Genomic DNA, 19,224 nt, shown 5'->3' on the forward strand with positions numbered 1-19,224 from the left:
CATCACGCGACGGGAGGCCAGAGATGATAGAGCATGACGTAGACCACGACTCCAGTGACCGAGACATAGAGCCATATCGGCAGGGTCCAGTGAGCCAATCGACGGTGTTTGGCCAAATAGCGTGAACGCTGGTCTTGAGTAAGCTCACTGGCACTCTTAAAACCGGTCCCCAACAAGGCAAAGGCGATCGTCGCCGAGGCGAGAAAGGGGACCGTCATGGCCAGCACAACGTGGGTTAGGAGAATCACAAGGTAGATCACTTTGACGATGCCGGGATGCGTGAATCGCACGCTGCCGGCGGTCCAGTGATAGGTGAGGTAACTCACTAAAAACAAGCAGGAGACCAAAAATGCCGAAATCATCACCCAGCCGTGTGCTTGCCGATGGCCCCTCTTAATGAGCACAAATCCCAGCACCAGAAGCACCGTGGCAATCGAGTTGAGAACGGCATTGAGATGCACCAGGGGGTTAATGGTGGCGGCAAACAGCAAAGAGTCCATGCGAAGTTTTTGACCTCAGTTGATTGCCGATGCGATCTCATTCGTGGATTTCTCGGCAGGGGGATCCTCCGCCAGACATTCCAGGAGCAGCTCCCGGAGTTTTTTAGATTGGCTGATACTCGTCGCGTCGTACATTCCACGTACATTTCCCGCCCGGTCGATTACCACCGCGTAGTCTTTGTGACCACGCCAAGTAACGGGCATCTTCATGATCTCTTCGCCAACGCGCTTGATGTAATCAAATTCGCCCGTGCAAAACAACCACCGCTCAGGATCCGCTTGGTAGCGGTCGGCATATTCTTGCAGCACCGGGAGTGTGTCATTGTCGGGATCGACTGTGATACTTACCCACGTAACATCTGCCAACTCAGGTTGATCATGCAGATACTTGATGTTGGCGTTGAGCCTCGGACATTGACCGGGGCAACTGGCAAAGAAAAACGTAGCGACCCATACCTTTCCTTCCATGTCAGCCGAGCGAAATGGCTCGCCGCTGCGCTCGGTGAGTTCAAACTCTTCCAGAGGAGGACCCTCGAACTCAATCCCACCCACCTCGCGGCTCGATTCAATCAGGCTCACCTGATACCACTTCCACGCTCCGTAGCTGCCGGCCAACAGCACCATGAAGGACAACCAATAGGGGAGGGCACTGCTTTTCATAATAAATCTCCTGTCGTACGGGTCGCGGCAATCCGCCAGGAGAGCACCACCATCAGCAAAGCAAAGGACAGAGAGACTCCCCAGCAAACCGGCAAACTGGGCAACGCATTAACCATCGTTTCATCGCCAAAATGTAGATAATGCCGCAGTCCGGCAACGCCATAGGTGAGCGGATTAAAGCGAGAAATAAATGTTATCCAACTCTGGGGGTCGTCGGGAAACAGCGCTCCCGAGAGCAACCACATAGGGAACAAGAATACGCTCATGATTGCGTGAAAACCTTGAGTGGATTCCATCCGCCAAGCGAGCAGAAAGCCGAGTCCCGTGAGAGCAATAGCCAGCACGGCCATGAGTACAATCGACAACACGATCTCAAGCGGCGAACCGGGCAAGCCTAACGTGACACAGCCAAGCGCCAGGAACAAGAGGGCCTGTAAGAGTGCGATCGCTGATCCGCCAAGTATTTTTCCCATCACCATAGCCCAGCGCGGCGCGGGTGCCACGAGCACCGACTGCAAGAAGCCCTCGCGACGATCTTCGATGATCGAGATCGTCGCAAAGATAGCCGTGAACAAAAGAATCATCGCAATCGTGCCGGGGAAGAAAAACGCAAAACCCAGGTCGTTGCCACGCAGTCCCAGACTGAACAATCCCCAAAACATGATCGGCTGCACCAATGCACCGATCACCCGATTCCGCTGACGGAAAAAACGCACGAGTTCGCGCTGGGCTAAGGTCAACACTACGGGGAGTGAGGGTACGCTAGTTATCGCACTACTTGCCATCGGACTTCTTTTCCTCGTTCCAGAAACGATGTCCTGTACGATCAATGAATACGTCTTCGAGCGTAGGTTTGCCGAGAGTGATGGTTTCGATCTCAGCAGGAAACGCTTCGACCAGGCGAGGGATCCACTGATGACCCTCTGGCTGCTCAAGTCGCACACATCCGTCGAGGACGGTTACGTCACAATTGAATTTTACTCGAATAGCGTCGGCAAGTTCAGTGGGTCGCGGGGTGCGAATGGTGATTGCATCGCCACCGACCGAGGCTTGCAAGGCGGCAGGGGTGTCCAAGGCCGCCAATTTGCCTTCGTGCATGATCGCAATCCGATCGGCGCGGTCTGCTTCTTCCAAGAGGTGCGTCGTAAGAACGATGGTCACCCCATCCGAGTCGCGGATTTGATGCAAATACTTCCACAGATCGCTGCGGGCACCAGGGTCAAGACCTGTGGAGGGCTCATCCAATAACAGCAGTTGAGGTCGATGCAGAAGTCCCTTCGCAAGCTCAACACGTCGACGCATCCCTCCCGAAAGCGTTTCGGTGAGATCGGCGGCCCGATCGGCGATCCCAACGGCAGAGAGCATTTGGTCAATTCGGTCTCGGAGTTCGCTCCCACCGAGTCCGTAGAGTTTCCCTTGGTGATGAAGATTCTCGGCAACCGTAAGCTTCTTATCGAGGCTAGGTGCCTGGAAAACGACCCCCAGTTTACAGCGAATTGCATTGGCAGCGCGACGCAGATCGTCACCGAGAATACTGATTTCTCCTCCCTGCAAAGGGATCAGAGTCGAGAGTACGCGGAAAAGGGTCGTCTTGCCACTACCGTTAGGTCCCAAGAAAACAAAGACTTCGCCGCGCTCGATGGAAAGCGACAATTGATCGACCGCCACCCGCGCACCATAGCGATGCGTGCAGGATGAAATCTCAATCGCATAGTCGGCACTCATTACAAAAACCAGTGCAGACAGCGGTCCGCTCGGTTAGTCGAAGGGGATTGGACCGAACCTACGCCGCCGATTTCTTGACTGCGGGTTCGTTGGCAGGGGGGGTTGCCGGTTTATGGTCTTGGTTGTGCTCGCCTGCTTCTTTGGGAGGTAGCTCGGCAGCGTGAATCATTCGCTGATGAGAGGCATGTCTCATCCGCAGCCCTACGTCAGGTATCAAGGCAAGGATCAGCAAGGCAGACATAATGCTCGCCGGCACGGTCAGCACCCATTTCCAGTTGGCTTCCCACTTCAGATGCATGAAGAACATGATCACCAGCATCGCCTTGGTACAGGAGACGGCCATCATGAAGGCGCGACTCACTTCCACAGGAACATGTGTGCGCCAGAATGGGAAGTAGGTTAAAAACGACATAGTCGTCAGCACGCATAATGCGATAAATATGCCAATGAATAGGCGAATATCGTGCTGATGCTCCCCTTCGTGGGAGTCTGCATTAAATGCATGTTCGGCATGAGCTTGATCATGAGTGGACATAATTGGGTAACTCGCAATGCCCGGCGATTCGTTGAATCGCGGATATTCAATTAAAAAAGGTACAACAGCGGAAATAGGAAAATCCACACCAGATCGACGAAGTGCCAATAGAGGCCGACGTTCTCGATGGTACCAAACGCAGCACGGTTAAGCGTCATGGTGAGCAGCAGGCCAAAAGCGATCAGCCCCACTATGACGTGTAAGGCGTGAAAACCAGTGAGCAAGAAATAGGTGCTCGCCCACATGTTGCCCCCTGGGATCATGATCGGTAGCTTCAGCCAGTTATACTTGTCGTTAAGCCCTTCCAGGTGGCCACCGCCGACAGTGGTTTCATGTTCGGCCGCCACTAAATGGAAAGGCGAATCACCAGTAGCCGCATGGGACGCACTGGAAGTGTGATCGTGGATACTCGCCCGAGGATAAATCTTGTCAGCAAGCTCGAAAATCTTTATGCGACCTGCTGGGGAATCGGGTTCGTTGCGAAGTGCAACTTCCGCAGCATCTACCTCGCGGAGTAGATCGTCGACTAAACCCAGGCTCGCGGTATCTTCTTCAGTCTTGTCAGTCTTGTTTTCCAGTTCTGCCTTGAGCGTATTGAGTCGAGTGCGAACCGCTTGGGCGTAGTACACATCTGGCTTCTCATAGATTTGGCTATGAGGCAGTTGCGGATAGATGCCGTGGGAAAACTTGGCGTTGTACTCGTACATCTTGATACCGAGGAACACCAGTCCTAGTAGAAACGTCAACACCATCCAGCCTTTAGCAGCGGAGGCATTATTTTTCTTGGCGGCTTCCAAGGCCAGCACGACGGTTACGCTGGAACAGATCAGCACAAACGTGTTAGTGGCACCCCAGATCTCAGCAAGATGGACATCATGGGTCGAAGGCCAAGAAATCGCTCCGAAACGCAACACTATATAAGTGCCGATGAGCCCCGCAAAGAACATGATTTCCGTCGACAGAAACAACCACATGAAGGCCTTACCGTTGGGTATCGGCAACGCGGGCTGATAGTCGAATTGCGGCGCATGTGCGTGATGGTCGTCGGACATTATAAGTGGTTAGTGGTTGGTGGTTAGTGGATGGCGAGCCGGATGCATTAGCTTCCGGTAGGGTTTTCAGTTGTCAGTTGTTCATAGGGTTACTACCAAAAGCATGGCAAGCCATGCAGGGAGATAGATTAACGACGCTCTAAGTAAAAACCTCGCGGAAATCTCGTCACGGAAAATCGCGAAGCGAATCGACAGGCCCAGGAGAATCGTTCCCAGGGTGAAAGACCAGGTCAAATAGAGCAAAGGACTGCCGCTCGTGGGGACCACGGCAGGAATCAAGCTTACTGGGATCAGCACGGCCGCACCCAAGACAGCTTGAGCACCGGCACGCATGCCGCTTGGGTCTACAACCGTCAACATCCGATGACCGGCAGCAGCATAGTCGTGGCGATAGATCCAGGCGATGGCCATGAAATGTGGAAATTGCCAGAGGAATAGGACTCCCGCCAGCGACCAGGCGTTCAGCCCCAGCGGTGTTCCAGTAGCTGTCCAACCCATGATGATCGGAATCGCTCCCGCGACAGCACCAACTGTCGTGTTAAAAGAGCTGCGGGTCTTGAGTGGTGTGTAGATCACCACATAAAGCATCCAGCTTGCCAATCCCAACAAGGCTGTAAGCATATTGACTCGCCAAACCAAAATCGCCATGCCCGCGAGAAGCGTTACGAGCGACAATAAGATTGCTTCGGCGGAACTGACTCGACCAGCAGGAAGTGGCCGATCTTCCGTTCGCGGCATGTGGGCATCACTCGAGCGTTCCCACCATTGATTGGCGATACTTGCACTGGCCGCTACCAATCCCGTGCCTGCAAGGGCAAATAGCAGGACTTGCATGTCAAGGGTGTGCGGTGCTGCCAAACACGCTGCCGCGCTAGCTACTATTAACTCCAGCAACACAATCCGTGGTTTAGTAAGTTCCAAGTAGTCGCTCAATTTCGCTACGAGCGCCCGACTCGGACTTTCAGAAGTAATAATCGTGGAGGTACTCATAGAACGACCCCCATTCGAGAAGTGGATGACCCGACTGTCTCGGGAACTCCAATCCGCAACTGCCGAGCGACTCGCAGAGCAAGCGCCAGAGATGTTACCAGGATGAGAGAACCCACCGCCACGTGGCTGGTTACGACGACGGCCTGAAAGGCGTTATCAGCAGTATTAGCGAACGTCAGCTCACCAAACATCCGCGAGGCCCAGCGGGGCAGGCCATACTTTACAATCCAAGTCGATCCGCCAAGTACGATTTGTACTCCAATTAATGCCCCCAGCAACCAACAGCGCCCAATAGGTTGCTTACAACGGTTGGCCTGCCAGATCAGCAACACCCCATGGACAACAATCGCCACAGCCAGCAGAACGTGGAGATAGACGGCTGCCTGGAAAACAGCGGATGCGGATTGCCCAACCAAGTGGGGGCTATGCCGCACGACGGCACCAGCAATGAGCTGCATATAAGCGAGAATCGTGGTAAGTGCTGCCAGACGGAGATATTTCCATTCCCGGGGCGAACTTTCTAACGGCTCGACGTCGCACCACCAGCGAGAAGTGATGACTACCATCGCCACGCACATGGCAAAGAACAAGGGACCAGTACAACCATGTATCAGGGCCAAAGTTCGCTCGTCGAATACAACACGCATGCCACCCAAGGCACCTTGAATGATGACGCCAACGAGTATGGCCAAGCTAAAGATGCGAACCCAATAACGGGATTCCTTAGCCCAGGTGATTCCTACTAGCCCGATCGCAAGTAGCCCGACAATCATCCCCAAGAGGCGATGGCCATGCTCGATGAATTTGTCTCCCGTTGAACTGAGCCATGGATAAAACGGCATCAGGTATCCGTCAGAGGTGAGCCAATCACGAAAGGCCATACCTGCACCCGTAGTAGTGACGAGTCCTCCCCACCAAATCAGCGGAAACGTCGCGCAGGCCAGTAGCCACGCCCAGAGGTGGACAAGCGGGCTTCGGGTTTTGCGGTTGGTAATCATCGTTTAGTGGGCAGGGGTAGCTGCAGACTGAATGCCTTCCTTCGGTGGCTGAGTCTGGGGATAGTAATCCTCTTCCGTTTCTGGCGAGCCGTACTCGTATGGTCCCCGATAGATGATTGGTTGGAAGTCAAAATTGCCGTGACCAGGAGGACTCGGTGCCTGCCATTCAAGGCCGTTTGCTTTCCAGGGATTACGACCAGCGCGAGGGCCGAAGAACATGCTACCGAAGAAATTGATCACGAAGATAATTTGCGAAGCCATCAACATGAAAGCGCACCAACTAATAAACTGGTTCAACGGGAGCAAATTCTTGAAGGTCTCATAGTGGTAGGGATCGGCTAACCGACGCGGAAAACCCTGCATTCCCAGAATGTGCATCGGATAGAAGACGCAATTCATCAGGACGAACGTAAGCGTGAAATGCACTTTTCCCCACGAGTCGTTCATCATGCGGCCAAACATTTTGGGATACCAATAATAAATGCCCCCAAAGACGGCCATCGCCGTGCCGCAGAACAGCACATAGTGGAAGTGGGCCACGATGTAGTAGGTATCATGAATGAAAATATCAACAGGCGTCGCTGCCATGAAAATGCCGCTCAGGCCACCGATGATAAACATCGAGACAAAGGCAATAGCAAACAACATCGGCGTGGTGAACTGAATCTTGCCACCCCAGAGAGTGCCGAGCCAATTGAAAGTCTTTATCGCACTGGGTAGCGCGATCATCATCGTCGACACCATAAATGTCATGCCGAGCATGGGATTCATGCCCGAGACGAACATATGATGGCCCCACACGATGAACCCAAGGCCTGCAATGCCAGAAATGGAATAAACCATCGGCTTGTAGCCAAAAAGCGGCTTGCGGGCAAAAGTGCTGAGGATATCGGAGACCATGCCCATCGCGGGGAGGATCATGATGTACACGGCAGGGTGGCTATAGAACCAGAACAAATGCTGCCACAGCAACGGTTGGCCACCACCTGTTTCCATCGGGGAGTTATTGGCCATCGCACCTTCCGGCAGGAAAAATCCAGTGCCGAGCATGCGATCCCCCAACTGCATGAACCCTGCAGCCGTGAGAACGGGTAGGGCGAACGCCTGGAGGATGGCAGTGATAAACATGCCCCAGATGGTCATTGGCAACCGGAACATCGTCATGCCGGGAGCCCGCATCTGTATGATCGTCGTCATGTAGTTGATCGATCCCATCATCGACGCAATGCCAACAAACGTGACGCCCAGGAGCCATAACGTTTGACCCTCAAGGCTACCGGGTGCTGCTTGCTGGATAACCGACAGGGGAGGGTATGAGGTCCAACCCCCTTGGGCGGCACCTCCTTCCACGAAGAAACTACCTCCGATGAAGAAGAACGCCGGCCACATGAACCAGTAGCTCAGCATGTTGAGCACCGGCACAGCCATGTCGTCCGCACCGATCATCAGCGGAATCAAAAAGTTTCCAAACGCACCAGCCAGGATCGGGATGATCACAAAAAAGATCATCACTGTCGCGTGCATGGTGACGAGCATCGTGTAATTCTCTGGGGCGATCTGGCCCCCTTCACTAGCTGCCAGCAAGTTGCCCAACAGCGGCATTGGGCGCCAAGGATAAGCCAGCTGCCAGCGGATGCCCATTGCCAACAAGCCGCCGACCGAGAACCAGATCAAAGTGCTGAACAGAAATTGCAGCCCAATGATCTTGTGATCGAGCGAGAAGACATAGGTCTTCAAAAAGCTGCTCGTATGGGCATGCTCGCCGTGGGCAGCGTGGGTATCAACAGTTACGGTACTCATGGGAAATCTCGATTAAAATGATAAATGACGAATAGTGCTTGATGAATGAAAGCAGATTTCATTCAAGCCACATCATTCCTCAATCAACTCACTCTTCTTCAGGAACCTCTACGGTCATAGTTTCTTGCTCCGCAGTAAACTCTGCCAGTTTGGCGTCGTACTCGTCGCGGGGCAGGAAAAATACCCGGCCCTTCATTTTATAATGGCCCCAGCCACACAGTTCGGCGCAGACGATGTCGTATCCACCGGTCTTCTTTCCCTTGAACCACATCTTTTGCGCCATGCCGGGCACGACATCCTGCTTAACGCGTAGATTGGGTAGGAAGAAACTGTGCAGAACGTCTGCACTGGTGATCTTTAAGAGAATCTCTTCATTGACAGGAAGATACAACTTTCCATCGGTCCGGACGATATCGTCCTGGGTATAGAGTTCGTTGTCAGGCCCAGGATAGCGGAAGTCCCAATTGAATTGCCGGCCCGTCACTTCGCACGTGTAATCAATCGCGGGAGCATCCAGCTTGTCGGCAGCCCACGCCTGCATTTGGTAAATAGCGATGAAAAGCAGTGTCACCGCCGGGATTATCGTCCAAACGAGTTCCAAGGCATGGCTGCCATGAGAGAACTTGACAGGCTGATCGTTTGATTTGCCGTTGTACTTCCAAAGGTAATAAAACAGCACGCTCTCGGTGACAATGAACACTGCGCCCGTGAGGTACAAGATAAACATGAACAGGCCATCAATGACTCTGCCTTGTTCGGAAATGTCGCGGGGAAGCCAGATGTTGAAGTGAGGCGCAAACACAAAGGTTGCCACCCCAAACAATGGCACCAAGAAAAACAAAAAACTCCAAAAATGCTTCACGATCGCTCTCCACACCGTTGAGATAGTCTACTCAACAACGTCAGTTCACCAGTTCAGTATTAATCGGCAGGGCTCGCTGTGGCTGACTTGCATTCTCATAAGGCAACGACAACACATAATCCACAATGTTCCACATCTCTTCCTCGGTCAAAGTCCCTTGGGCACCGGGACTTGCCGGACCACTGCCGGGCATCGGGGATCCTGCGATACCAGCATAGATACGCCAAAAGAGGTCGATCCGCCGATTTCCACCCCGGTAGATTCCCTTTCTGAGGTTACGAGGTATTGCATTACGAACCGGGAACAACGACTCGGCTACTTCTGTCCGATCCTGAGCTATCTCACCTTCACCTGGGTCCTCAGCAACTGATTCCAAGAACTGCAAATGTGCCTTGTTCCAGATATCGTAGTCATCCTGCTGACCATCACCCAAGCCGGTCGGTCCGTGACACTTCATACAGTTAGCGCGCGTACCGTAAAACAACTCTCGTCCTTTGGCCGCCGATTCGGCAAACTTTTTCATGTCACTTACATCGGTGGGGATAGCATCCTCGGCGGGGACGATGATCTGCTCGTTGGCCTCGTTCCAGCCGTCGACAATCTCGGCAAGTAACTCCTTGATGACTTCTTGCTGCTCTGGATCGTTTTCGGGATCAAGAGGAATCAACTTGGTGACAGGCTCTCCCTCGTCGTCGAGAACAGGATCGCCATTTTCGTCAGTCACCTCCTCCTCACCTAAATCGTTGTAGACATAGTTGGTGAGTGCCGTTTCCATTTGGCCGCGAAAGCTCAGATATTTGACGTACTCAACCAAAGCCTCGACTTCAGCCGAGGGAAGCAATGAGAACGACGGCATCGCTGATCCTGGAATTCCATTAACCAAAACGCGATGCAAGTCCTCGTCGGTCGGCTTCGCTGGATTGTAAGTTGATTTGAACTTATAAACCCCTTGGCGGTAATCGCGAGGATAGGGATTCAGAAACAAAGCCGTGGGACCCATTCCATCCCCATCGATCCCATGGCAATGGGAACAGTGCTGGCGATAGAGACCAAAGGCAGCACCCTTTTGATCTGTCCATGCTGGCCCAGCAGCCATCTTTAATCTACGAATGTCCAGTCCCGTTTCGGGCAATGCAAACGGCTCGTCGGGGTCGCCGAACATACCCCCCAGCACATTGGCAATTTGCTCTTGGTATTCGACGGGAGTAGGAGTGGCATCCGAAACCATCTGCACCATGTTGAGGTGAAACTCAGGCGCACGAAAATCGCACCCTGTCGCACCCATTACAACCAAGGAACCCAAGAAACAAATTGAACGTAAACCGTAGTTCATCAAATGACTACCAAACTCATTGTTATTCTTTAATGACAGCAATGCTGACTACAACCCGAACGCAGAACTGGGAACGTTGAGATTCAATTCCTTCACTTCATCTTCATCGAGCTTAATCTTAAACCGACCTTTCTTCGACCATTTTAACTCTTTCGCTTCCGGTGAATCCAAGATCAGTGATTTTCCCGGCCCCGCGGCACTTTCGTGCCAAACCTGGAATTCTAGATCTTCTCCCGCTGGCAAGTTAGCGATCTCGAAACTGCCGTCCTCACTTGTAATAGCAACATAGCCATTCTCCCGAGGTAAGAAATACGCCAACATCCACGGATGGATGCTGCACCGCACACTAACTGGTACGGCCTCTTCCTTTTGTGGCTTGAAAGCAATTGTTTCGCCGACAGGAATGGTTTGATTGAAGCTGTTCTTGCCTTCGATGTTCGTATTATGACCAACTGGATCGCTATTCTTGATATCCATGGTATTTCCCAACACGAAAGGAAACACGTGAGAAAGAAACACACATTGCTTTTGATCGAATAGGACTTGCCCACCCTCAGGTTCTGCGGACTCATGCACACGTGACACCTTGCGAACAAAAACCGCAACGTTGGCAATTCCCTTCGTCGCAGAATCCACTAATAGAGTTTGTTGCAGGGGAGCCTTTCCATTGATTGTGCATGCTGCCTGATCTTTATTCACGTTATACGGCTCCATTTCGGGAGGCGTACCATCGAAGATAAAGGTTCCTTTGAGACTCGCCCAACCGGTGCCGGTTGCAACCGCAGCTCCCTCTTCGCCACTGCCAGCCTCTCCCAATAATGCTTCTCGGACCTTTACCGCTGCAGCAGGATTGGCTACGGGACCAAAGTCGGTTACTCGCCGACAGCCGATAAGCATCAATCCCACAAGCATTAGAGCGCAAGCGTACCGATCAATCTTGTTAGTTCGCACGTATGTTACTCTCTCAGCCATCGTTCAATGATTACTTGCCTAAGGCTTTCGCGGGGATCTTAATTTCACCCAAGTCGAGTGTCTCGCCAGATGCGATTTTCAACTTCGCTCGGCCTTTGCGATCGGTTTTCCCACCGGTCATCTTCAGATCCTTCATGTTGCCCTTAGCTTCGTGCCAGAAAATAAACTCGTGTTGACCAGCAGGAACATTCAAAATTTCGAATTCCCCATTTTCATCGCTAACCGCCATGTAGGGGTCTTCACGAACCACAGCATACGCTTTCATCCAGGGATGAACGTTACATGCAACCGGGGCTGGGACTGGTTCAGCTTTTTGTAAGGTCTTGGTGATCGGTGCACCATTCGTAACCATCTCATTGAAACCTGGATTAGCCACAAACGAGGCATTGGTATTGTGACCGATCCCTGGGTCATCGTTACGAACTTCCAGCGGTTGTCCCGTACGGACTGCAATCACATGCGGCTCGAAGCGACAACCCTTATTGTCTAGCACGACTGGTTCACTGGCCGATGCTTCGAAGTCGGGATGCACGTCCAAAGACTGGCCGCGCTTGGTGTAAATATAAACAACCACGTTGGCCAACCCACCATCATCACCTACGACGACTGTTTCATCGACAAGGTCGTGCTTGCCACAATACTCGGTGTCTTTGTTGACATTGATGGCAGCCGGATCACCGACTGAACCATCGACCACAAATTTACCCTTGATAGATCCCCAATCTGCTGCGTTTAGTTGACTTGTTAACATAAGCAACAACATCGTGGTGCTGTAAATTGTAAATAGTTTTCGCATCTTGATATCCTCCTCTGCTGGATGACTTTACTTAAGAGATTCTTCGTCGCCGCGGGCATCGGATGTCTGCGGTGCGTTGGCTTCGGCCGCAGCTTTTACCATGGGGGCAACTTCGGTTTGCCGTTTGGCAAAGGTATCGAAATTCAACAACAGGTCTACTAGCCCCGTCAACTGCTCAATACTGGTGCCTGAAAAAAGGTTTTGAGCGACTCCCCCGAGATGCGGCGCATCGGCATTAAAGGGAATGTTAACAGGCATGCCTGTGTAAGGCAGGATTCGTTTCGGATTGGCTACCCAATTGCGAATGTACTCAGGCCGCAAGCGGGGATGCACATTGGCAAGGTTCGGGCCGAAGGTCGTAGGATCACCCTGCGGGTAAAAGTCCTCCACTGCATGGCACTTCACGCAGTAGTTACCATTGACCACGATATTCATCGCTTCCTGGAATCGCTCTGGATGCTCGGCTTCCTGATCTGCAAGGTAACTCCCGCGCTGACTGCGGTTGTACTCATACGGATATTCGGCACCCGATGAAGCAGCGAAGTAATTGACCAAGGTAGAGGCTTCATCGCTCGACAAGTGGAAATTGGGCATCCGCATTACGACCGCAGGACGAATCTCTGTGGGGTCCATCAAGAAGGCATGCAACCAACCGGGCTGTACCTTAACGCCTTCTTCCATCAGTGGCGGGGGCAACCAACCCCAGGCTTCGGAGCCTTTGACTTGCGGGTTCGTCTGCTTAGCGTGATCGATCACCTTCGAAAACAAGTAACGAGTCAGGTCGCCACCCCAGGCCGGGAATGCGTTACCCTCGGCGGGGCCATAACCAGTGCGACTCCCGGGCACCATGGGGTCTTGAATCCCGACGTTCCAGGCTTCGCCAGCAATAAGTGTGTCTCGCCAAAGTGTAAAGCGATAGTAGGGATCCGACTCATCGTCGTCCTCTTCGATCTGCAAACCATCAATGTCAAACCGTTCCGGTTCGCCAGTTTCTTCGTTCATCACCGGCAAGCCATTGAGCGTCGTATGCATCCGCCCGCGCGTATCAACGACGAGTGATTCAGCAATCTGCTGTTCAGAGAAATGCTTCCCTAGGAATGGATAGTCCTGGACCTCGATCGGAGACTCGAATTCCCCCTCCTGGAAAGCTACCTGCCACTGCTCCATCTTCAGCGTATGGCAACCGGCACAATTGAAGCGATCAAGCACCTGGCGACCTGCAATTACTGCAGCTGTGCGGGCATCTGGTTGGAAAACAAACTTCTCGGCGGGAGGTTCGCTCACCAATCCGAGTACAAAAGTAATCACCTTCTCACGCTCTGCCTCTGTGAACGGGAATTTTGGCATGCGCAGACGCTCGTTGTAACCCTTGTTCTTGGTCGTCTTGTAGTCGTAGCTCCGTGGAAACCGAAGCTTTTGCCAAATGAAACCATCGCGAGCATGACTGACCAAGGCCTGGAGATAGTAGCTGATGCCATCTTCCACATAGTCGCCCGGATTAAGGTGGCCATGGCCCCCGGCATGCTCCGCATCGTCCCCATGCGAATTGCCAGCCTGCTCGTCATGAGACTGATCAATCTTATGCGGATCGCCGGGCCCGGCGAGGAAGGCATGGATATTCTCAAACGCAAGCTTTGAGCTGTCCTTGCGGCCCCAGTCAGCCAGACCAGTACCAATCGGCTTTGCTTCTTCGTATCCAGGAATATCGTGGCAGCCAAAACAACCGTACTTACTGATTGTGCGGCGGGCAACAAAGTCTTGTAACTGCTGCGTGCGATTAGCAAAGTTTTTCTTCAACAGCAGCTTCTCATCTGCTTTTAGTTTCGGCTCCAACGAGTCGGGGATGCCATTCTGGACAAATTCCTTTGCCCGATCAGCAGGAATGGCATCACTTGAGAGCCACTCTTGAGCCAAATCGGCCAGTGCCGACAACTCTTCATCAGACCAATTGCGAGCGGGAACGTCTGTAGGTTTCCAATCCGAAGGAGTACCCAGGAGGAAAGCGGCAATGTCCGCCGCGGGATCGGTGATCTTGCCTGTCGGTTGGTTTTGCGCATCCTTTTCGACAATTGGATCGAGGTACAGATTAGGCATTTTAGTGCGGGTATTATAACGATGCGGTTGCTTCACCCAACTGTACAACCACAAGGCTCCCTTCTTGTTGTTCAACTTGGCACCAACCCGTGATAGATCAGGACCTTGATTGGAAGCGATGCCTGTAAAAGCTTCATGCGAATGGCAAGCCAAGCAGCCACGTGATTCAAAGAGCCATTTGCCACGCTCGGCAGACGCCGCCTCAGTAACCTCTTTCGGAGGAGTGAGGTATGTGAAATCGGAACTATTCGACAAGAGGTACTCGCTCATAGCGTGAATTTCCACAGCCTCGAACCGTTTCGTCTTGGCCAATTCCTCAGGATCCTCCTGAAGATGCTCCCACAACCCGAAGAATTGCGGCATACGGGTTGTTGGTCGGAAGTTCGAAGGCAACTTGATCCAGCTGTAAACCCAGTCGAAATCAACTTTCGATTTCAAGTAACGCAGGCTGGGGCCAACCTTGCGATAGGTCCCGGGGACTTCGACATCTTTCAGGCCGTCGGCAAGCTTGTGCGTCTCGGCAGTCAAACGGGCTTCATTACGAGTTTCGGAACTTGATGCCAGTTTGGCATCAGACTTAAGCGCATCGAACAATGAATGCCGCGCGCTGTTGTCATCGGGGTGATTTCGTAGTGTCTTGGCCCATGCTTGTTCCTGCTCGTTCAAGTCGCCATCGCGAAGAAGCTGCGCAGCAACTTCGCTATAGGGAGGTTCGAGCCGCAAGTCGGGACCAACTCGCTTATCGGGTCCGTCGTAGCCATTGATCTCATGACAGCCGTAGCAGCCGTATTGCTCGACAAGGGTCCAGCCCTCAACCAACTTTGGTGCAGGGGGTTCGGGGAAGCGTTCGCTCGGTTCCAAGCCTCCCTTGTCGTAATGGCACTTGAGACAGTTACTCTCCACAAAGCGTTGGGGCTTCATGGGGAAAATCCAGTGATGGTTGTCAAACCAACCATATTTGCGGAGCCACTCGTCTTGCTGATCGAAATCATTGGGAGTGTGAGAAGTCCACTTGAATTCCGTACCGCTGCCCTGTCCATCATGGCAAACCGTACAACCCATTACCTTCTCGGGATGAGGACTTGAGTCGGTAAGAAACAAATCCAAACGCGGATGCGAGGTAAAAGGGTGATCCAAACCACGACGAATACTTATCTCGGCCGGTTCGCCCCAACTGACGAGCGTAAGCAGATAGTTGGCAACGGACTCCATATTGTTGACAGGAATTCCGCCGGCGGCCTCGATAATGTCGCCCGATTCCAGACCTGCTTGAGCGGCCAAAGTCCCTGGGAGTACATAATGAACGAGGGCATGCTCTCCTTGGCCCACAATAACATCGTTGGTGAGCTCCAGACCGTAGACCTCCCGAATTCCTTCCCCTTCGGCAGGGGCTTCATCAGGAGTTGCAATTTTTAAAGTTAGGTTGCGCTGCGATTCAGGCAGAGTGGGAAATGCCGGGTCCGTAGCTGTGCCGGCGGCGGTCGTCGAAATGTCCTGGTGGCAGGTCTTGCAGCGATCAAACCGTGCAGCCTGGGAAAAATTGTAGTTGATCGTCAGATCTGGTAGCCAAATCTGATCGATTTGCACATTGCCGCTATAAAGCGCATTGAGGATCGGCCAGCGAGTGACCCATTCGCCAAGGCGACTTAACCCAGAGGGCTGGGTCTTCTGAGCTTGCTCCGAAAGCCGATCGAGCTCCGTCTTCATCGTGCCGCGCTCTTTCAATAGCTCAGTTTTTCGATCATTGATCGAGGCGCGGACTTCATCGAGACTCATGCGATAGTTGTTGGCAGCGGCGAGATCTGAGGTCAATTCCGCAATCCGCTTGGAGTACTCGTCGATTTTCTCCTGTGCTTCTGTTTTTTTCTTTTCACTGGCACCCTCGTTGACCATCAGCCCCAACGCACTCACCGAGGCTGTACGGTTAGCCGAGACAAACTTGCGCGTTCCGGCGATGGCCTTCTCGCGGCGGCGTGCTTCATTGATGTAGTCGGCCATCTCATCAAGTAACTTATCGCGAGCCACAGCGGTAGCCGCTTCAGCTGAAAGCAATTCGTTTGCCTGCTGCTTATCAGGTTCCTCTTTCAAACTCTCTAGGTCGTCGCGAACCTCGGCTGCTTTTGTGGCGGCTTCATTGACTTTCTGCAACTGGTTGTCCAACGCTGAAAAATCGGTCTCGGGCAAAGAAAGCCGCTTGTTCTCAGCAGTTACCAAAGATTTGAATTCTTGCACGTCAGCAGGATCAACGGGTTCGCTCTCGGCTTGCCTCAATTCCTTGTCGAAGTTCTCCAGCTTGGAAGAGTACTGATCAGCGAGCGAATCATGCCGGGCTTGGATGATCCAGGCAGATTTCTTGCGATTCTCAAGTTGCACGCTTTTCCACTGGCGATTGTGATCCTTGGCCAATAGCCACAACGTAGCAATCGTCATCACCAGCGCCGTAGCACCGAAGATGATATGCATGAGCTTTTGATCGTACCAGGTTTGTTCGCTTGCAGGCATTTTGTAGTTAGTAGTTATTAGGCGCTAGGCGCTGGTCAGAGTCACTCTGTTAGTATTTCTGACTAGCGTCTAGATACTAGTGGCTAGCGCCATTAATTAAAAATTAAAAAAGAACTCCGGAATCGCAATCAAGTATTTCAATTGAAACACCCACCGCAGGACCATCTTGATGGGGAGCGATGCCATAAACAACAACAGGTTCGCCATGATCATGAACCGAATGAAGCCCATTCTCTGGTAAAAACCGCGGAAGACTGTTAGAGCCATAACCGGAGGGAGGGCAATAAAATAACCGAGTACCAGCAGTGTGCCCGGTAACTCGCGGCCAAATAGCAGCGAGAAAAACTGCAAAAACGGATTCAGAAAAGCCGTCAACCACGCAGGCAGAGGAATCCAGGGCATATCCGAGAAGGACAGCGCACCTGGCAAACTCATATTTAATCCTCGTTGCCAAACATACTCCGAGAGATTCACGTTGTTGAGCGCTTCTACTTTGTGCGCATCCCAATGCTCGTAAGGCCCAAAAAAGTTCCAGTTTGGTCCGCGCAGGAGAGTTCCCAACACGATCAAAGTGATCCACATTTCCAAGAAGCCAAATTGGAATACGATGTAGCTGAACTGACGTTCCTTGATCGTGTAGTAGCCGTTCCCCTTCTTGTTGAAGTCCAGATAGGGAATCGCCATCAATCCGGCCACGATCATGCTCGGAAGCACAACCCCAGCCATCCAGGGATCGTAATAGACGAGCATTTCCTGCAAACCAAGGAAGTACCAAGGGGCCTTCGAAGGGTTAGGGGTCTTAACGCTGCTCGCCGCTTCTTCGAGGGGTGCTGGTAAAGCAATCGCCCAAAAGATCAAGAAGGCGGTGAGCGCGATCATGCAAATCAATTCGGTGTAGACAAGGTCTGGCCACACGAGAATTTTCTCGTCGTCGAGTTTCTCCAGCGGTGGTTCACCATTGGCAATCCGCTCGTCATTGATTACGGCCCGATAGGTCGCCAGCCAGGTAAAGAAGGCCAGCAAGAATACAAGCATCACGATGGGAACATTATCTGGCTTCGCCACAATGTCGTAGAAGTCGGGGTCTGTCATCGACAACCCGAGGAACAACCACATCAGATTCCAGATCGCCCAGGCAATAGCTGGTCGGACGAAAAACCCTCTAAATAGATAAAGAATGATAAGGACAGCCGACGACCCCACGCTATAGACCACGGGACCAGTACTATTATTAATTGCCTCGCGCAGCCATTCGGGCAGAGAAGCGATTGATGTATTGCCGCTACCGGCAATCGCAGCCAAGACGGCAAAAACCATGGCAACCAGCAGCCAGACAACTACGTTGGTGATTGCGACCCGCTTACCACCAATAGAGCCTGGAAGATTGAACCAAGCCTTCGTCTGCCCAGACCGCCAGAGATACAGAGCAGCCAGCCCGTTCATTAAAGCCAGCGCAATGTAATAGGGCCCCAAGAACGAGGAGACCAAATCCTGAAACTGAAGTTCCGACAGTCCGTGCATGCTTTAGTGGCTAGTGGTTGTTGGTTTGTGGCTAGAGGAGAGTGTCGCGCGGCCATAAACTAGCTGCCCGCCACTCACCACAAGCTCCTCATTACAGCGGCCCGCTGATGCCGCCGTCTTTTCTTACGCGCCAGAAGTGGATTGCCAAAAGCAATGCCACTCCGAGCGGGATCGCAATACAGTGCAAAATATAAAATCGGTTGAGCGTTTCCTCACCGACCTCGCGCGCACCTAGTAGCGCAAAGCGCGCATCAGATGCGTTAGTAATCATGTCTACCCCGCCGAGAGTCAATAGCTGTTGCCCAGGGCCTTCATGCCCTAGGAAGGGAGTTGCCCTGGCCATATTGGAACCGACTGTAATAGCCCAGACTGCCAGCTGATCCCAAGGAAGCAAATAACCGGTGAAGGACAACAGCAGTGTCAGCAGCAGCAGGAACACACCGACAACCCAGTTGAACTCACGTGGAGGCTTATAGCTGCCGGTGAGAAACACGCGGTACATATGTAGCCAGACGGTGATCACCATCGCATGAGCACCCCAGCGATGGATTTCGCGCAGGATCCCTAACGAATGCACATCGCGGAGCATTTGGATGTCTGTGTACGCCCATTCGACCGTGGGGCGGTAATAGAACATCAGCAGGACGCCGGTGACTGTTTCCACCAGAAACAAAAAGAAGGTCACACCACCCATACACCAGGTATACGAGAGGGCAATCCCCTGCTTCTTGATCGAGACTGGATGCAAATGCAAAAAGAAATTCGTCAACATCACCACGATTCGATTCCGGCGATCAACCGGCATCGGGTGACGAAAAATGCTCTTCCAAATCTGCGATTCGCGAATCGTTTCGCCTAAATCGGGCATATGTGGCTAGTGGTTA

The 19,224-nt window shown here is 52.6% G+C and carries 16 protein-coding genes; all 16 read right to left on the bottom strand.

What is annotated here, in order from left to right:
- Nucleotides 1-2 precede the first annotated feature (2 nt).
- A complete protein-coding gene (locus tag Pla144_RS17785; protein WP_231936429.1) occupies nt 3-500 on the bottom strand; it encodes a DUF420 domain-containing protein in 498 nt (165 codons plus the stop codon).
- A gap of 15 nt (nt 501-515) precedes the next feature.
- Nucleotides 516-1,160 carry an SCO family protein gene (locus Pla144_RS17790; RefSeq protein WP_146452059.1) on the bottom strand — a complete coding sequence of 215 codons (645 nt, stop codon included), beginning with the start codon at nt 1,158-1,160 and terminating at the stop codon, nt 516-518.
- Nucleotides 1,157-1,945, bottom strand: coding sequence for an ABC transporter permease (locus Pla144_RS17795; RefSeq protein ID WP_146452060.1), 789 nt, complete (start codon nt 1,943-1,945; stop codon nt 1,157-1,159). The genes Pla144_RS17790 and Pla144_RS17795 overlap by 4 nt, the downstream gene beginning before the upstream one ends.
- Nucleotides 1,935-2,885, bottom strand: coding sequence for an ABC transporter ATP-binding protein (locus tag Pla144_RS17800; protein WP_146452061.1), 951 nt, complete (start codon nt 2,883-2,885; stop codon nt 1,935-1,937). The genes Pla144_RS17795 and Pla144_RS17800 overlap by 11 nt, the downstream gene beginning before the upstream one ends.
- A 58-nt stretch (nt 2,886-2,943) precedes the next feature.
- Complete coding sequence (locus tag Pla144_RS17805; RefSeq protein WP_146452062.1) at nt 2,944-3,420, bottom strand: cytochrome C oxidase subunit IV family protein; 477 nt, start codon at nt 3,418-3,420, stop codon at nt 2,944-2,946.
- A 50-nt stretch (nt 3,421-3,470) separates the two neighbouring features.
- On the bottom strand, nt 3,471-4,472 hold the full coding sequence (locus Pla144_RS24690; RefSeq protein WP_197530790.1) for a cytochrome c oxidase subunit 3: 1,002 nt from the start codon (nt 4,470-4,472) through the stop codon (nt 3,471-3,473).
- A gap of 81 nt (nt 4,473-4,553) precedes the next feature.
- A complete protein-coding gene (gene cyoE / locus Pla144_RS17815; RefSeq protein ID WP_146452063.1) occupies nt 4,554-5,462 on the bottom strand; it encodes a heme o synthase in 909 nt (302 codons plus the stop codon).
- The gene (locus Pla144_RS17820; protein ID WP_146452064.1) at nt 5,459-6,460 is read right to left on the bottom strand and encodes a COX15/CtaA family protein; all 1,002 of its coding nucleotides are present in this window, start codon (nt 6,458-6,460) and stop codon (nt 5,459-5,461) included. Before Pla144_RS17820 ends, cyoE begins: the two co-directional genes overlap by 4 nt.
- A 3-nt stretch (nt 6,461-6,463) precedes the next feature.
- The gene (locus tag Pla144_RS17825; RefSeq protein WP_146452065.1) at nt 6,464-8,260 is read right to left on the bottom strand and encodes a cytochrome c oxidase subunit I; all 1,797 of its coding nucleotides are present in this window, start codon (nt 8,258-8,260) and stop codon (nt 6,464-6,466) included.
- An 88-nt stretch (nt 8,261-8,348) separates the two neighbouring features.
- Nucleotides 8,349-9,122, bottom strand: coding sequence for a cytochrome c oxidase subunit II (gene coxB, locus Pla144_RS17830; RefSeq protein ID WP_146452066.1), 774 nt, complete (start codon nt 9,120-9,122; stop codon nt 8,349-8,351).
- A gap of 40 nt (nt 9,123-9,162) precedes the next feature.
- Nucleotides 9,163-10,455: a cytochrome c gene (locus Pla144_RS17835; RefSeq protein ID WP_146452067.1), complete on the bottom strand. Its 1,293-nt coding sequence runs from the start codon at nt 10,453-10,455 to the stop codon at nt 9,163-9,165.
- Nucleotides 10,456-10,503: 48 nt separating this feature from the next.
- Nucleotides 10,504-11,406 carry a hypothetical protein gene (locus Pla144_RS17840; protein WP_146452068.1) on the bottom strand — a complete coding sequence of 301 codons (903 nt, stop codon included), beginning with the start codon at nt 11,404-11,406 and terminating at the stop codon, nt 10,504-10,506.
- 31 nt (nt 11,407-11,437) lie between these two features.
- The gene (locus Pla144_RS17845; RefSeq protein ID WP_146452069.1) at nt 11,438-12,223 is read right to left on the bottom strand and encodes a hypothetical protein; all 786 of its coding nucleotides are present in this window, start codon (nt 12,221-12,223) and stop codon (nt 11,438-11,440) included.
- A gap of 27 nt (nt 12,224-12,250) precedes the next feature.
- Nucleotides 12,251-16,780, bottom strand: a complete 4,530-nt coding sequence (locus Pla144_RS17850; protein ID WP_197530791.1) for a PDZ domain-containing protein — start codon at nt 16,778-16,780, stop codon at nt 12,251-12,253.
- A gap of 135 nt (nt 16,781-16,915) precedes the next feature.
- The gene (locus tag Pla144_RS17855; protein WP_146452071.1) at nt 16,916-18,340 is read right to left on the bottom strand and encodes a hypothetical protein; all 1,425 of its coding nucleotides are present in this window, start codon (nt 18,338-18,340) and stop codon (nt 16,916-16,918) included.
- A gap of 91 nt (nt 18,341-18,431) precedes the next feature.
- On the bottom strand, nt 18,432-19,208 hold the full coding sequence (locus Pla144_RS17860; RefSeq protein WP_146452072.1) for a cytochrome b N-terminal domain-containing protein: 777 nt from the start codon (nt 19,206-19,208) through the stop codon (nt 18,432-18,434).
- Between the last annotated feature and the right edge of the window lie 16 nt (nt 19,209-19,224).

The organism is Bythopirellula polymerisocia (assembly GCF_007860015.1).
Classification (GTDB): Bacteria; Planctomycetota; Planctomycetia; order Pirellulales; family Lacipirellulaceae; genus Bythopirellula; species Bythopirellula polymerisocia.

Bases quoted from the DNA above. Each gene is read 5' to 3' on its own strand.
- Pla144_RS17800 (WP_146452061.1), bottom strand. From the start codon at position 2,885: ATGAGTGCCGACTATGCGATTGAGATTTCATCCTGCACGCATCGCTAT.
- Pla144_RS17790 (WP_146452059.1), bottom strand. From the start codon at position 1,160: ATGAAAAGCAGTGCCCTCCCCTATTGGTTGTCCTTCATGGTGCTGTTG.
- cyoE (WP_146452063.1), bottom strand. From the start codon at position 5,462: ATGAGTACCTCCACGATTATTACTTCTGAAAGTCCGAGTCGGGCGCTC.
- Pla144_RS17835 (WP_146452067.1), bottom strand. From the start codon at position 10,455: ATGAACTACGGTTTACGTTCAATTTGTTTCTTGGGTTCCTTGGTTGTA.
- Pla144_RS17795 (WP_146452060.1), bottom strand. From the start codon at position 1,945: ATGGCAAGTAGTGCGATAACTAGCGTACCCTCACTCCCCGTAGTGTTG.
- Pla144_RS17845 (WP_146452069.1), bottom strand. From the start codon at position 12,223: ATGCGAAAACTATTTACAATTTACAGCACCACGATGTTGTTGCTTATG.
- Pla144_RS17860 (WP_146452072.1), bottom strand. From the start codon at position 19,208: ATGCCCGATTTAGGCGAAACGATTCGCGAATCGCAGATTTGGAAGAGC.
- Pla144_RS17820 (WP_146452064.1), bottom strand. From the start codon at position 6,460: ATGATTACCAACCGCAAAACCCGAAGCCCGCTTGTCCACCTCTGGGCG.
- Pla144_RS17825 (WP_146452065.1), bottom strand. From the start codon at position 8,260: ATGAGTACCGTAACTGTTGATACCCACGCTGCCCACGGCGAGCATGCC.
- Pla144_RS17805 (WP_146452062.1), bottom strand. From the start codon at position 3,420: ATGTCCACTCATGATCAAGCTCATGCCGAACATGCATTTAATGCAGAC.
- Pla144_RS17855 (WP_146452071.1), bottom strand. From the start codon at position 18,340: ATGCACGGACTGTCGGAACTTCAGTTTCAGGATTTGGTCTCCTCGTTC.
- Pla144_RS24690 (WP_197530790.1), bottom strand. From the start codon at position 4,472: ATGTCCGACGACCATCACGCACATGCGCCGCAATTCGACTATCAGCCC.
- Pla144_RS17785 (WP_231936429.1), bottom strand. From the start codon at position 500: ATGGACTCTTTGCTGTTTGCCGCCACCATTAACCCCCTGGTGCATCTC.
- Pla144_RS17850 (WP_197530791.1), bottom strand. From the start codon at position 16,780: ATGCATATCATCTTCGGTGCTACGGCGCTGGTGATGACGATTGCTACG.